The sequence below is a fragment of the Solwaraspora sp. WMMA2056 genome, assembly GCF_030345095.1.
Classification (GTDB): Bacteria; Actinomycetota; Actinomycetes; order Mycobacteriales; family Micromonosporaceae; genus Micromonospora_E.
On sequence record NZ_CP128360.1, the window covers coordinates 2,054,741 to 2,069,095 of the forward strand.

10 protein-coding genes and 1 pseudogene are annotated in these 14,355 nt (G+C 72.3%); 7 read left to right on the forward strand and 4 right to left on the reverse strand.

The genetic code is table 11. From position 1 onward, the window contains the following. The first annotated feature begins 67 nt into the window (after positions 1-67). Both O7608_RS09490 and O7608_RS09495 read left to right on the forward strand, forming a co-directional pair. Complete coding sequence (locus O7608_RS09490) at positions 68-265, forward strand: helix-turn-helix domain-containing protein (protein WP_289209579.1); 198 nt, start codon at positions 68-70, stop codon at positions 263-265. Between the two features lie 18 nt (positions 266-283). Beyond that, a pseudogene (locus O7608_RS09495) lies at positions 284-1,312 on the forward strand (RNA-guided endonuclease InsQ/TnpB family protein); the annotation flags it as partial. Here the strand turns inward: O7608_RS09495 and O7608_RS09500 are convergent. Then, positions 1,299-4,571: an AMP-binding protein gene (locus O7608_RS09500; RefSeq protein WP_289209580.1), complete on the reverse strand. Its 3,273-nt coding sequence runs from the start codon at positions 4,569-4,571 to the stop codon at positions 1,299-1,301. The pseudogene O7608_RS09495 and the gene O7608_RS09500 sit on opposite strands and share 14 nt — an antisense overlap. Positions 4,572-4,824: 253 nt before the next feature. Here O7608_RS09500 and O7608_RS09505 point away from each other — a divergent pair, with 253 nt between their 5' ends. The 4 genes from O7608_RS09505 to O7608_RS09520 all read left to right on the forward strand — a co-directional run bounded on the left by O7608_RS09505 (position 4,825) and on the right by O7608_RS09520 (position 8,383). Continuing rightward, positions 4,825-5,109: a phosphopantetheine-binding protein gene (locus O7608_RS09505; protein WP_289209581.1), complete on the forward strand. Its 285-nt coding sequence runs from the start codon at positions 4,825-4,827 to the stop codon at positions 5,107-5,109. A 68-nt stretch (positions 5,110-5,177) separates the two neighbouring features. Beyond that, complete coding sequence (locus O7608_RS09510) at positions 5,178-5,831, forward strand: O-methyltransferase (RefSeq protein WP_353850558.1); 654 nt, start codon at positions 5,178-5,180, stop codon at positions 5,829-5,831. 42 nt (positions 5,832-5,873) lie between these two features. After that, complete coding sequence (locus O7608_RS09515; RefSeq protein ID WP_289209583.1) at positions 5,874-6,938, forward strand: glucose-1-phosphate thymidylyltransferase; 1,065 nt, start codon at positions 5,874-5,876, stop codon at positions 6,936-6,938. Between the two features lie 74 nt (positions 6,939-7,012). Next, entirely contained in the window at positions 7,013-8,383 is a 1,371-nt protein-coding gene (locus O7608_RS09520) for a condensation domain-containing protein (RefSeq protein WP_289209584.1), read from the forward strand. A 65-nt stretch (positions 8,384-8,448) separates the two neighbouring features. Here O7608_RS09520 and O7608_RS09525 read toward each other — a convergent pair whose 3' ends face one another. Together O7608_RS09525 and O7608_RS09530 are read right to left on the reverse strand one after the other, a co-directional pair. Next, positions 8,449-9,978, reverse strand: a complete 1,530-nt coding sequence (locus tag O7608_RS09525) for a 4-hydroxyphenylacetate 3-hydroxylase family protein (protein WP_289210842.1) — start codon at positions 9,976-9,978, stop codon at positions 8,449-8,451. A 104-nt stretch (positions 9,979-10,082) separates the two neighbouring features. Further along, the gene (locus tag O7608_RS09530) at positions 10,083-11,486 is read right to left on the reverse strand and encodes an FAD-dependent oxidoreductase (RefSeq protein WP_289209585.1); all 1,404 of its coding nucleotides are present in this window, start codon (positions 11,484-11,486) and stop codon (positions 10,083-10,085) included. Between the two features lie 321 nt (positions 11,487-11,807). On the opposite strand from O7608_RS09530, the gene O7608_RS09535 reads away from it, so the two are divergent. Next, complete coding sequence (locus tag O7608_RS09535) at positions 11,808-13,190, forward strand: aminotransferase family protein (protein ID WP_289209586.1); 1,383 nt, start codon at positions 11,808-11,810, stop codon at positions 13,188-13,190. A 102-nt stretch (positions 13,191-13,292) separates the two neighbouring features. Here the strand turns inward: O7608_RS09535 and O7608_RS09540 are convergent, their stop codons facing one another. Further along, positions 13,293-14,315 carry an alcohol dehydrogenase catalytic domain-containing protein gene (locus tag O7608_RS09540; protein WP_289209587.1) on the reverse strand — a complete coding sequence of 341 codons (1,023 nt, stop codon included), beginning with the start codon at positions 14,313-14,315 and terminating at the stop codon, positions 13,293-13,295. Positions 14,316-14,355: the final 40 nt, after the last annotated feature.

Below are 14,355 nucleotides of genomic sequence, written 5' to 3' on the forward strand. Positions count from 1 at the left end.
GGGGCGGATCGGCGTTCATCCACACGCCACCCCCTGGGCTCACGACTGGACTGTTGGCCTGTGGACTGTGCCCAGGACCGTGAAGCGGGCGTTCAAATACCGCTTTCACCCCACCCCGGAGCAGGCGGTCGAGCTTGCCCGGGCGTTCGGCTGTGTCCGGCTGGTCTACAACATGGCCCTGGCCGCCCGCACACAGGCGTGGACCCAACGCCAGGAACGGGTCACCTACAACGCCACGTCGGCGATGCTCACGTCCTGGAAGTAGACCGACGACCTCGCCTTCCTCGCCGAGGTGCCGTCGGTGCCGTTGCAGCAGGCGCTGCGGCACCTGCAGACCGCGTTCACCAACTTCTGGGCGAAACGGGCCCGGTATCCGACGTTCAAGTCGAGGAAGCGGTCGCGGCGGTCGGCGGAGTACACGACCAGCGCGTTCCGCTGGCGCGTCGGCCGGCTGACCCTGGCGAAGATGTCTGATCCGTTGGACATCGTCTGGTCCCGGCCGTTGCCGGAGGGTGTGGTGCCGTCGACGGTGACCGTGTCGCAGGACCCGGCGGGCCGCTGGTTCGTCGCCCTGCTCTGCGACGACCGGATCGAACCGGCCCCGGCCTCCACTGACGCGGTCTGGGTCGACGCCGGCCTCGACAGCCTGTTCACCCTGTCGGACGGGGAGAAGATCCCCAACCCGAGGCACGAACGCCGTGACCGGGCCGCCTTGGCACGGGCCCAGCGGAACCTCGCGCGCAAGGCCCGAGGTTCGGCGAACCGGGCCAGAGCCCGGCTGGCGGTGGCCCGGATTCATGCCCGGATCGCCGACCGCCGCCGCGACCACCTGCACAAACTGACCACTCGGCTCGTTCGTGACACCCAAACGATCGTGATCGAGGATTTGACCGTCCGTAACATGATGGCCAACCACTCGCTGGCCCGCGCCATCTCGGACGCGGCCTGGCGGCAGTTCCGCACCATGCTGGCCTACAAGGCCGACTGGTACGGCCGGGACCTGGTGGTCGTGGACCGCTGGTTCCCGTCGACCCGACGATGCTCCGCCTGCGGCGTACTGGCTGAACACCTGCCGTTGCAGGTGCGGTCGTGGACCTGCCGGTGCGGGCAGGCCCATGACCGAGCCGTCAACGCTGCCCGCAACATCCTCGCGGAGGGGCTCTCCGTGACTGCCTGTGGAGGCGGTGTAAGACCCCAACGGACGCACGTCCGGGCGGGGCGGTCGTTGGCGAAGCAGGAACCCCCTGGGGCGACCCAGGGAATCCCCGTCCTTTATGGCGGGGAGGATTGTCAAGTGCTCAACTCCTTGTAGCTGTCGGGGCGGGGACGGTGGGTCCCGCGCCGCTGGTCGCCGGTCGGCGGGCTGCGGTGACAAGGCCGGACATGCCGGCCAGGCTGGGATTGGCGTAGAGGTCGGCGACGCTGACGTCGATGTCGAACCGGTGCCGGACGAGCTGGGCCAGTGCCGGCACCAGCAGGGAATGCCCGCCCCGGGCGAAGAACGTGTCGCGGTCGGTGCGGGGCGGGGCACCGAGCAGCCTCGTCCAGATGTCGGCGAGGGCCTGTTCCACCTCGCCGCGCGGTGCCCGTGGCGGGTCGGTCAGCACCTGCTGCGGCAGCCGTAGCCGGCGTCGGTCCAGCTTGCCTGCGGCGTTGCGGGGCAACCGGCCGGGGTGGACGACCAGCGACACCCGGGCCAGCGCGGCGCCGAACCGGCGGCGCAGGTGGGCCCGCCACGGGCCGGGTGTGGCCCCGGCGGTACGGGGGACCACCAGCGCGACGACCTGGGTGACGAGGCCGTCCAGGTCGGTGACGGGCACGACCGCGCACTCGGTCACCGTGGGGAGTTCGGTGAGGGCGGCCTCGATCTCGGTCAGTTCGAGTCGGTTGCCGTACAGCTTGATCTGCAGGTCCTGGCGGCCGTGGAACTCCAGCGGCCCGTCGAAGCGTCGTCGTCCCAGATCGCCGGTCCGGTACCAACCACCGGCACCGGCACCGGCACCGGCACCGGCATCGGCACCGGGCGGGTCGGATGGGACGACCGGGCGGAACGCGCTCCGGTCGGCCAGACCCAGGTATCCCGGCGTGACGTAACGACTCCGGACGACCAGTTGCCCGACCACGCCGGTCGGACACACCCGGTCGTGCTCGTCGACGACGAGCATCGTACGGCCGGGAATGGGCCGACCGATCGGGACCGCCCCCGCAACCGGAGGGGTCAGCACATGCCAGGTCGCCGCGATCGTCTCGGTCGGCCCGTACACGTTGGCCAGTGCGGTGTCGGGCAGGGCGTTGGCCAGCGCGTCGACCAGGCCGCCCGGGACCCGTTCACCCATCAGCACCAACCACCGCAGGTGCGGCAGCCCTGCCCGCCCGGTACGTGCCCGGACCGCGCCGAGAAGTTCCCGCGCGAAGCTCGGCACGGTCTGCAGGAACGAGATCCGTTCCGCCACCAGCCAGTCGACCAGCTTCTCCGGATGCACCCGGATCCGGGCAGGCACGGTGTGCACCGCCGCGCCGGCGACGAGCGTGGCGAACACCTCGCACAGGCTGGGATCGTGGTCCGGGGTCACCCACTGCGCGACCCGGCTGCCCGGTCCGAGGCCGAAGGCGTCGGCGAACCAGGTGACGAACTGGGCCAGCGCCTCGTGTGACTGGACCACGCCCTTCGGCCGGCCGGTCGATCCGGACGTGAACGCCGTGTAGGCGGGCCGCCTCAGCACGGAGTCGTCGGCGGCACGCTCGGCCGGCCCGTCGACGGGCGACTGCCGGACCGGCCCGGCGCTGGCGGGACCGTCGGCCGGGTCGCCGACCACCAAGAGCCGGCCACCGAGCACGTCGCGGTACCAGCGGGCCAGTTCGTCGTCGCCGGCCGCGTCCACCAGCAACGCGGCCGGGCGCAGGGTGGCCAGCATCTGCCTGCTGCGTTCCTCGGCCTGGTCGACGCTGAACCAGGAGATGCTGGCCCCGGCGTGCCACGCGCCGAGGGTCGCGGCGATCTGCTGCGGTCCGGGGCTCAGCCGGATCGCGACCGCCGCCCCGGCGACGTCGGGCAGCAGCCGGGCGACGTCGGTCGCGGCACGGTCGAGCTGCTGGTAGGTCAGGGTCGCGGTCGGGCCGGCGACCGCCGTACGAGCTCCGTCGCGTGCGGTGCGTCGACGGATGCACTCGTGTGTGGGCGCGGCCGGTCGCGGCCCGTCGACCGCGACGTCGGGCGGCGGTACGTCGGCCGGGTCGTCCAGCGGGAGCAGCGCGACCGGGGTGTCGGGTGCCGACAGCCCGGCCAGTAGCAGTGTCCGCAGTTGACCCAGCAGGCCGTCGGCGGTGGCCGGCGCGAACAGCTCGCTACGGTACGTCAGCTGACCGGTCAACGCCGGGCCGGTGCCGTCGACGGTGAGGGTGAGGTCGGCCAGGGTCACGGACGGCTCGACCGGCACCTCCCGGACCGTCACGCCGGGCATCCGCGCCGGCGCCGTACCGTCGCGCACGACGAGCACGGCGTCGCACAGTGGGACACGCCGCGGATCGCGGTCGACCTGGCTGGCGCGGACCAGTTGATGCGCGGGCCGGGGGTCGGCGACCGCCCGGGCGAACCCGGTGCGGACGCGGTCGACCAGCGTACGGAAGGTCGGCGCGTCGTGGACGTCCGCGACGACGGTGACGAATCCGGTGTGCCGCGTGCCGACCCCGGCACCCGGACCGGTCGCCGCCGTCAGTCCCACCCGGTCGGCACCGACGTGCCGGGCGAGCAGCGTGAGGTAACCGGCTGCCAGCACGGTGGCCGGGTCCGCCTGCGTCGCCCGGCAACCGGACCGCAGCGCGGCGCTGGTCGCCGTACCCCAGTCGAACCGTACGGTCGCGGCCTGCCAGGTCGGTGCGGCGGGCCGGGGCCGGTCGGTCGGCAGCGACAGGACCGGTACGCCCGCCGCCGACGCGCCCACCGACGGGTCGGCCGACGCGCCCACCGACGGGTCGGCGCGACCGGGTGCTTGGCCCTGCGAGGTGACCTCCAGCCGGTCGGCCACGGCCTGCGGCCGGGAGATCGCCAGCCGGTCGGCGCCGGCCTGCGGCCCGGCCCGGTACGCGTGGAAAAGCTGCGCGGCGAGACGGTCGACGGCCAGCCCGTCGGCCGCCACCGCGTGCAGCCCGAGCAGGATCTCGGTACGCGACCCCGGGCACCGGAACACCCGCAGCCGGGCGGGCTCGCCCCGGGACAGGTCGGTCACCTCGGCCAGTTCCCTGGCGATGCCGGCCGCCAGCTGCGCCTCGGCTACGGCGGGCGACGTACCGCGCAGGTCGGTGACGTTCGGGTCGGCGACCGACCCGGGCGGCCGCACCACGACGCTCGGCCGCCCGTCGTGCTCAAGGACGGCGCGGCGCAGCGCCGGCTCACGGCGCAGCAGGCCACGCCACGCGGCGGCCAGCGCCGCCACGTCGAGCGGGCCGGTGAGCCGGTAGCGGCGGTACGTCCAGCCGATCGGCGCGTCCGGCAGCAGCCGGCTCAGGAACCACCAGCCGGCCCACCCGCCCTGCTCCGTCGTCGGCTCCGTGACGGACCCGAAGGTGTCCACAGTGACCTCCTTCGTTGCCGCCGGCGTGTGTGGTCCGCCAGATCCTGGCGGAGGTACCGGCACCGATCGTGGCACCGCAGCCTGACCTGCCGGATCTTCGACAGTGCGCGATGCCCAGTCGGGCGCAGCGCACGAGGGAAGGTGCGGCCGGGAGCACCCAGTTCGCACGATGAGGTGGCCGGCTGGCCCGTCGAGAGGGTCACCGGGCGGCGGTGCAGCGGCCGCAGGCAGGCGCGATGGAAGGACGACAGACGTGGCGGAGACAGGTAGTCGTGAGATCAACGACGCCCACCTGGCCGAACAGGTCGCCCGAATCTGGCGGGACGTGCTGGGAGTACCGGCCGGGTCGACGGACGTGACCTTCTTCGACCTGGGTGGACAGTCGATCGCGGCGGTACGCATCGCGGGACGTATCGAGGACGAACTGGGGATTCAGGTCGACGTCGGCCTGCTCTTCGAGGATTTGGACCTGGCCGCCTTCACCCGACACGTCCGGGCGGCGGCGGGCCTGCCGGACACCGCGCCCACGACGGGCTGACGGTGGGCCAGGCGACCAGGGGGGCTGCGGTGAACCGGCCCGACTGGACCGACAGCAAACACCTGCCGATGAACCCCGCGCTGCGGCGCTATCTCGTGGACAACAGCACTCCCGCCCCCGAGGCCCTCGTCGACCTGGCCGCGCGTACCGCCGGTCTGGGCGACGCCGCCGGGATGATGGTGCCGACCGAGCAGGCCGCGCTGCTCACCCTGCTCGTCCGGTTGACCGGCGCCCGACGGGTCGTCGACGTGGGAACGTTCACCGGCGGTTCGGCGCTGGCCCTGGCCCTGGGCCTGCCCGGCGACGGTCAACTGATCACCTGCGACGTCACCCGGCAGTGGCTACCGCTGGCCCAGGAACACTGGGCCGCCGCCGGAGTCGCCGACCGGATCGACTTCCGCCTCGGCCCGGCCACCCGGACCCTGGCGGACCTGACCTCGGCACCACCGGTGGACCTCGTGTTCATCGACGCGGACAAGATGAACTACCCGGCGTACCACCGGTTGGCCGTGCCGCTGCTGCGACCCGGCGGCCTGCTGGTCGCCGACAACGTGCTCCTCGACGGCTACGTCCTGGCCCCTGGGCTGGCACCCGAACCGTTGGCCCGCCGCTGCGCGCAGGTGCTGCGCGGGTTCAACGCGGCGCTGGCCGCCGACGATCGACTGGAGACGATGATGCTGCCGATCGCGGACGGCCTCACCATAGCCCGCCGAGTTCGATAGCACCGCCGCGCCGCCGCCCGTCACCGGAAGGAACCGACCCAGATGAAGGCACTCGTCCTGTCCGGCGGTACGGGAACCCGGATGCGGCCGTTCAGCTACGCCATGCCCAAGCAGTTGATCCCGGTCGCCAACCGGCCGGTCCTGTTCCACGTGCTCGACAACGTCCGCCGGCTGGGGGTGACCGACGTCGGACTCGTCTCCGCCGGCGACGCCACCGCGATCCGCGACGCCGTCGGCGACGGGACCGCACACGGACTGCGGATCACCCACATCCGTCAGGACCGGCCACTGGGCCTCGCGCACGCCGTCCAGGTCGCCGGCTCGTATCTCGGCGACGACGACTTCGTGCTGTACCTCGGGGACAACGTCCTCACCGACGGGCTGGCCGACATCGCCGCCCGGTTCCGGGCTGAGCGGCCGGCGGCTCACCTGATCGTGCGGAAGGTGCCCGACCCACGGGCGTACGGCGTCGTCGAACTGGCCCCGGACGCCACGGTGACCCGGCTGGTCGAGAAACCGGACCGCCCCCGCAGCGACCTGGCCCTGGTCGGGGTCTACTTCCTCACCGCGCGGATCCACCGGGCCATCGCCGCGATCGGTCCCAGCGCGCGGGGCGAACTCGAGCTCACCGACGCGGTGCAGCGCCTGATCGACGACGGCGTCGAGGTCCGGGCGACCGAGTACGGCGGCTACTGGCGCGACGTCGGGCAGGTCGCCGATCTGCTGGAGTGCAACCGGTACCTGCTTGCCGACCTGCGACCGCAGCTCGCCGGCCAGGTCGACCCGGCGTCGCGGGTGCACGGCCCGGTCCGGGTCGAGCCCGGGGCCCGGGTGGTGCGTTCCCGGATCGATGGACCGGTGCTCATCGGTGCCGACACCGTCGTCGAGGACAGCGTGATCGGGCCCGGTACGGCCGTCGGCGCCGGTTGCCTGATCCGCCGCAGCGGCCTGACCGACTCGATCGTGATGGCGGGTGCCCGGATCACCGACACCCCTGGGCTGGACCAGTCGATCATCGGTCACGGCGCGGTCGTCGACGGCGGCACCCGGGCCGCGCCCCGCCGGCTGCTCGTCACCGACCACAGCCTGGTCCAGGTCCCCCGGTGACCGGCCAGGCGGGGCGTCCGGCCTGACAACACACCGTCGCCGGACCCTCCGGCGCCGGGAGGAAGGAGCATCCGATGACCGAGACCGCGTTACGGGCACCGTTGTCGTTGCAGCAGGACTTCCTGCGGATGGTCGACCACGGTGACGACACCGGGCCGTTCGGTTCCCGGTACACGATCGTCGGCGGTTGGCGGCTACGGGGGCCGGTCGACGTCGGCACCCTGCGGGCGTCGCTGACCGACGTGGTGACCCGGCACGAATCGCTGCGTACCCGGTTGGTGGTGGACGGCGGGCAGGCGTTCCAGACGGTCCTCGACCCGAGCGAACCCGAGCTGGTGGTGCGCGACCTGTCGCCGGCCGCGGGTGCGGACCGTACCCGGGCGACGGAGGACTTCCTCAACGAGGTGGAGAGCGGCACCTTCGGCATGGACCGCAACCCGCTGCTGCGCGCCGTCCTCGGCCGGTTCGACGACACCACGGCGGTGCTGGCGCTGATGGCACACCACACCGCCGCCGACGGATGGTCGATGCAGGTGATCATGCGTGACGTCGCCGCCTGCTACGCCGCGCGGCGACAGGGCCGGCCGGCCGACCTGCCGCCGGCCCGCCAGTACCGGGAGTACGTGGCCTGGCAGCGGGAGAACGCGGACAGTCCCGCCACCGCCGCCGCCCGTCGGTACTGGCGTGACACCCTGCGCGGTGCCCAGGTGGTGCCCACTCCCACCGACCTGACCAGGGCCGACGGTACGTTCGTCACCTCCTGGCACCGGTTCTGGCTCGACGACGACCTGCGCGCGGCGACCGTCGCGCTGGCCAACCGGACCACCAGCACCGTGTTCATGGTGGTGCTGGCCGCCTACCTGGACCACCTCCGGCGGGTCACCGGCGAATCCGACCTGGTGGTGCCGACGTTCACCCCGGGGCGGACCCCCGCGTGGACGGCCCACATGGTGGGGTCCTTCTACCATTTCGTGCCGCTGCGTACCGATCTGACCGGCTGCACCGACCCGCTGGAGCTGATCGCCCGAGCCCGGACCACCTGCCTGGCCGCGTACCGGCACGAGCTGCCGTTCGCGGACATCATCGCCGAGGCACCGGAGGTGATGGACGCCGCCGTCGGCCCGAACGCGGCGGCCTGCGTGCTGCAGGTGACCCAGTCGCCGATGGTGCTGCGGGACGAACAGATCGGTGAGCTGACCTACCGGGCGCTGCGCCGCCGGTTGGTCTCCGCACCGGTGGGCTCCCAGATCCCCGACGGGGCGCTGCTCGGCCTGGAGGTCGACCCGGACGGTGGGATCGTCGGCAGCGTCGGCTACACCACGAACCTGTTCCTCGAGAGCACGGCGGCCGGCATGGCGGCCGACATCGGGCAGGCGCTCGGCGACTTCGTCGAGCGTGCCCAACGGGGGATCGGCGACGTCGTCGGTCGCGCTCAACGGAACTGACTCCACCCGGACGACGAGCCGGCGGCTGCCCCTTCATCCAAGGGGCGGCCGCCGGCTCACCCGCGTCAGGGCGGCGGTGTCCGGTCCGGGTGGCGGCGCAGGTCCGGGAACGACTCGAGGTCGGGCACCCGCCATCCGTCGAGGTCGTATTCCTGCAGGCAGGTGTCCACGAACGACCGGTAGTCGTCGAGTTGGCCACCGACGAGCTGGGCGTTGAACAGCTCGACCCGTACGCTCTCGTGATTGCCGGCGTAGCTGCGTTCGTACAACTCGTGCCGGCCGCCGAACTCCGAACCGATCGCGTCCCACAGCAGCTTCATGACCTTGACCCGCTGCACAGCGTCCGCGCCGTTTGAACCCCGTACGTAGCGGTCGAGGTAGTCGCGCACCTGCGGGTTGCCGAAGTCGTCGGCGCTGGAGTTGACGTAGATGAGTCCGCTGGCGACGTCCTGCATGATGATCTCGCGGATCCGTGGATAGCCGATCTGCATGAACCAGCGGTACGCCATGCCGTACTGCGGGTTGGGCAGCAGCGCTCCGTTCTTCCACGGCACCGGGTTGCGGGCGGCGGCGTCCGACAGCCCCCAGAACAGGTTGCGCCAGGCGAGCACCTCGCCGAGGCGGCTCTGCACGCCCCGGAACTGGCCACTGCCGGTCAGGTCGACCGCTTTGGCGAGCAGCCCGGCGAGGAACTCCAACTTCACCGCCAGCCGGGTGCAGCCGTGGAAGGTGAACCGTTCGGTGAACCCGGAACTGCCGGTGAACAGCTGCACCTTTGCCAGGTCGCCGTAGATGAAGACGTTCTCCCACGGGATCAGCACCCGGTCGAGCACCAGGATCGCGTCGTTCTCGTCGAACCGCGACGACAGCGGGTAGTCGAACGGGCTGCCCGTCGTCGCGGCGGTGGCCGCGTACGAGGGCCGGCAGATCAGCGACACCCCGGGCGCGTCGGTCGGCACGGTGGCGACCAGGGCGAACTCCCGCTTGCGCACCGGGAGTCCGTAGTGGGCGAGGAAGTTGTGGTGGGTCAGGGCGGACGCGGTGGCGATCGCCTTGGCGCCGCTTACGACGAGCCCGGCGTCGGTCTCCTTCTCCACGTGGATGTACACGTCGCCGACCTCGTCCGGCGGCCGGGACCGGTCAACCGGCGGGTGCACGATCGCGTGGTTCCAGTACAGCACCCGTTCCTGCGCCTCGCGGTACCACCGGCGGGCGTTGTCGGCGAACGGTGCGTAGTAGTCGGCGTTGGCGCCGAGCGTGCCGAGGAACGCCGCCTTGTAGTCCGGCGTCCGCCCCAGCCAGCCGTAACTGAGCCGGGCCCAGGCGGCGATGGCCCGCTGGTCGGCGACGAGGTCGTCGACGCTGCGGGCGGTGGTGAAGAACCGGTGCGTGTAGCCGTCGCTGTCGCCGCCGGCGTCGGTGGGGGCGGTGAGCACGTCCCGGCTGCGGGGGTCGTGCAGTGCGTCGTACAGTCGGGCCACCATCCGGATCGGATTGTGGAACGCCGGATGGGTGGTGACGTCACGGACCCGGTCGCCGTAGAGGAACACCTGCCGCCCGTCGCGCAGCGACTCGACGTACTCGTCGCCGGTCAACGGACGGGTCGCCCGCCGCGCCGGGCCGGGGCCGGCGCTCGCACCGCCCCCGCGAGGCGTGGAGGCACCGTTCAGGCCACCCCCTTGGCCTGCCTGGTCACCGGTCACGGTGCCACCTGGCCGGATCGGGTCGGCCGGTCCTGCCCGGTCGGCCGGTCCAGCCAGTGTGGACCCGGCGCCGGCCGGCGTACCGCGTGTCGCAGCACCCGTACGGCCATCGCTGGCCGCATCAGGGCCTGCGGCGGATCCATCAGGCCCGCGACCCGCATGAACGCGTCCGTGCACCGGGCGTCGCGGGTCGCCGCGAACTGGAACCGCGCCAGATAGGCGTTGCCGACCCGGACCTTCAGCGAGCGTCGCCCCTGTACCTGCGGGAAGTCCAGGTCACCACCGGCGGAGATCTCCCACGGTACGTCGATGGCGCGGGCGACGTCGGCGAGGAACCGCAACGGCTGGGGGGTCGGCCCGGCGCGCAGGTGCCGGCGCAGGGTCATCGCCTGCAGCGCCGCCACGCTCATGCCCTGCCCGTAGACCGGGTTGAAGCTGCACACCGCGTCCCCGACGACCAGCAGCCGGTCCGGGAAGCGGGAAAGCCGTTCGTAGCGGCGGCGGACGCTGGCCGGGAACCGGAAGGACACCGGGTCGTCGAGCGGTTCACCGTCGCGGACCGCCTCGTACACGTCCGGCACCGGCAGCGAACGGGTGAACTCCAGGAACCCCTCCGGGTCGGTGGGCGGATGGTCGCCGAGGATCCCGGTCAGCGACAGGATGCAGGTGTCCCGGCCGATCTGCCCGAAGAACGCACCCCGTGGATGGGCCGGTGACGCCACCGGATTGATCGACTGGACCCCGTCGAACCACTCCGGACGGGTGCGGTAGCGGCGTGTCGTGTACGCCAGACCGATCTTGACCCGGTCCTCCGCCGGACGGTCGTAGCCCAGCTGCTCCAACCAGGCCGGGGTACGGGACCCGCGCCCGGTGGCGTCGACGACCAGATCGGCGTCGAGGGTGACCGGCACGCCATCGACGCCGCGCGGCTGCACCCGTACCCCGACGATCCGCTCCTTGTCGGCGCTGGCGACCAGGTCCAGCACGTCGTGCTCCTGCAGGAAGGTGACGGCGGGCAGCGCCGCGACCCGGTTGCGGACGTGACATTCCAGTACGGGGCGCGGCGCGGTCACCGAGATCAACCCGGTACGTGCCGGCAGGATCCGCCGCCCGTTGAAGAACCAGCGCATCTCACCGAGGTCACCGGTGGGGACCCCGACCGCCCGCAGTTCGTCGGTGATGCCCGGGAACAATTCCTCCAGGATCAGGTGTCCCCGGGCGTGCAGCCCGTGCGCGTGTGCCGTGTGCGGCGTACCACGCCGTGGTGTGTCCACTCCGAGCACCGTGTCCCGGTCGACGACCAGCACCTGCGCGTACGACTCAGCCAGCACCCGGGCGGCGAGTATGCCTGCCATGCTGCCGCCGAGGACGATGGCGCGGCCGTTGCTTCCTGTCCGCATCGCTGCTGCCTCCCTGTCTCCGGCAGCGCCGTCGGCGCCGGCCCGTCACCCGGGCCGCGCGACTGCGGACCGGATGACCTCAGGCTAGGCAGCGCGACACCTGGGCGAACCTTCCAACGTGCGCGGCTGCACCGCGCCCGGCCAGCGGGCTGCACCGCGCCCGGCCAGCGGGGCAGCGGCGGTCTCGCACGGACGGAGATGTTCGCGATCCGGCCGGATGCGACGGTTGCCAGGACCGGACCGTCGGCCCGGCCGGGTGCGCCCGACCGCCCACCCGACCCGGCGCTGCCCGTCCCCGATCCGTACCTTCAGGAGGGAACAGTGGTGACTTCGTCGCTCGATTCCACGCCCGGACCCGGCGCGCTGGAACTGGAGGAGCTGGACCGACGACACGTACTCCATCCGCATCAGCGCGGCCAGCGATCGCAGCGGCGGGTGATGGTGCGGGGCCAGGGCTCCACCGTCTGGGACGCCAACGGCCGGGAGTTCCTCGACGCCCTGGGCGGCGGCATCTGGGTGGCCCAGGTCGGGCACGGCCGGGCCGAGCTGGCCGAGGCGGCGTCCCGGCAGGCGGGGCAGCTCGCCCAGTTCACCGGCTTCTTCGAGTACGGCAACGACAAGTCGGTCCGGCTCGCCGAACGGCTCGCGTCGCTGGCGCCAGCGAACCTGAACCGGGCCTTCTTCACCTGCGGCGGCTCCGAAGGTGTCGACACGGCCATCAAACTGGCCCGGCTGTTCCATCACCGGCGGGGCCAGACCGACCGCAACTGGATCATCGCCCGGCACTTCGGGTACCACGGGTCCACCCTCGGTGCCGGCACGGCCACCGGCATCCCCGACATGCAGGTCGCCGTCGGACCCAACCTGCCACACATCGAGAAGGTCACCCCGCCGTACCCGTACCGGTCGGAGCTGTACGGCGGCCGCGACGCCACCGAGTTCCTCCTCGAGGAGCTGGCCCAGACCATCGAGCGGATCGGTGCCCACAACATCGCCGCCATGATCGGCGAACCCGTGCTGGGCGGCGGCGGGGTGATCCCGCCACCGGCGGACTACTGGCCACGGGTGCGCGCCCTGCTGGCCGAGCACGGCATCCTGCTCATCGCCGACGAGGTCATCACCGCCTTCGGGCGGACCGGTGCCTGGTTCGACTCGCCGACGCGCGGCATGCAGCCGGACCTGATCGTCACGGCCAAGGGCATCACGAGCGGCTACGTCCCGCTGGGAGCGGTCCTGGTCAGCGACGAGATCGCCGAGGCGGTGGCCGGTGGCGAGGCCAACTTCTTCCACGGCTACACCTACTCCGGGCATCCGTTGGCCTGCGCGGTGGCGTTGGAGAACCTGGAGCTGATGGAGAAGGAAGGACTGCTGGACCGGTCGCTGGCGATCGGTGAGCGGTTCACGGCCGGACTCGGCCCGGCCGCGCAGCTGCCGGTGGTCGGTGACGTGCGGGTGGTCGGCGCGACCGTCGGCGTCGAGCTGGTCGTCGACCGGCAGACCCGCGAGCCGGTGTCGATGGATCTCGCGCTGGCCGTCGCCGACGAGATGTACGACAGGCACGGGGTGCTCAGCCGCAACTACGGGCCGACCCTGGTGCTCTCCCCGCCGCTGGTCTTCACCGACGAGGAGACCGACCGGACCACCGCAGCCGTCGTCGAGGTGCTCCGGCGGGTCGACCTGTCGGCTGGGCGGATCACGCCCTGACGCCCGACGGCCGGTGGCGTACCACCGGTGACGTACCCCGACGACGGACGCACCCGGCGATAGCCCGCCGGGTGCGTCCGTCGTTGGTGCGCGGGTACGCCGTCAGTACCGGACGACGGCACGGAACCGTGCTTCGCCCTTGGCCGTACGGGCGACGGCCTCGGCGACCCGCTCGGCGGGGAACGTCTCGACCACCGGGGTCACCCTGCCGGCCGCGACCAGCGCGAGCGCCTCGCTGAGGTAGCGCGGTCCGTTGTGCGTGGCACCCATGATCCGCTGGCCCTGCGCGAAGAAGGGGTAGGTCATCGCCGGCGGAATGGTGAACGGCTCCATGCCGTCGATGCCGGCGATGACCATGCGTCCGTTGACCCGCAGCGCGGGCAGTGCCGCCGAGGCGGCCCGGTGCGACGGCGCGGTCACCAGGATGACGTCGGCACCACCCAGCTCCCGCAGCTCGTCACCGGAGGCCACGATGTGGTCGGCGCCGAGCCGGCGGATCGCCTCGTGCTTGTCAGCCGAGCCGGTGACGGCGACGGTCTCGACGCCGCTGGCCCGGGCGAACTGCACAGCGAGGTGGCCGAGACCGCCGATGCCGAGCACGGCGACCCGTTCGTGTGGCAACGGCGCGGCGGTACGCAGTGCGGACCAGGCGGTGTAGCCGGCGCACAGCACCGGCGCGGCCAGAGCGAAGTCGAGCCCCTCCGGCAGCAGCACGGTCTCGGTGGCCCGGACCGCCAGGTACTCGGCGTGTCCGCCGGGGGCGCTGAACCCGGTTGCGGTCGGCGCGGGACAATTCATCGCGGTCTGGCCGGTGACCGGCAGGTGGCGCTGGCAGTAGTCGCACCGGCCGCAGCCGGCCCGTACCCAGGTGACGCCGACGCGGTCGCCGACCGCGCGGGCGGTCACCCCCTCGCCCAGCTCGACCACCTCGCCGACCGGTTCGTGCCCGGCGACGGCCGGGTCACCGGCGGGAAACGGAATCGCGCCCATCGTGGACAGTACGTCGTTGAAGCAGACCCCGCAGGCCCGTACCCGGATGAGCACCTCACCGGGGCCGGGCTGCGGAGTGGGTACCTCCTGGAGCTCCCAGGTGCCGTTGACCTCGGGGATGACGGCTGCCTTCACACTGCACCTCACAGTTTGTCGATCGATCAGCGGGCGGGAG

Bases quoted from the DNA above. Each gene is read 5' to 3' on its own strand.
- O7608_RS09515 (WP_289209583.1), top strand. From the start codon at position 5,874: ATGAAGGCACTCGTCCTGTCCGGCGGTACGGGAACCCGGATGCGGCCG.
- O7608_RS09530 (WP_289209585.1), bottom strand. From the start codon at position 11,486: ATGCGGACAGGAAGCAACGGCCGCGCCATCGTCCTCGGCGGCAGCATG.
- O7608_RS09510 (WP_353850558.1), top strand. From the start codon at position 5,178: ATGAACCCCGCGCTGCGGCGCTATCTCGTGGACAACAGCACTCCCGCC.
- O7608_RS09520 (WP_289209584.1), top strand. From the start codon at position 7,013: ATGACCGAGACCGCGTTACGGGCACCGTTGTCGTTGCAGCAGGACTTC.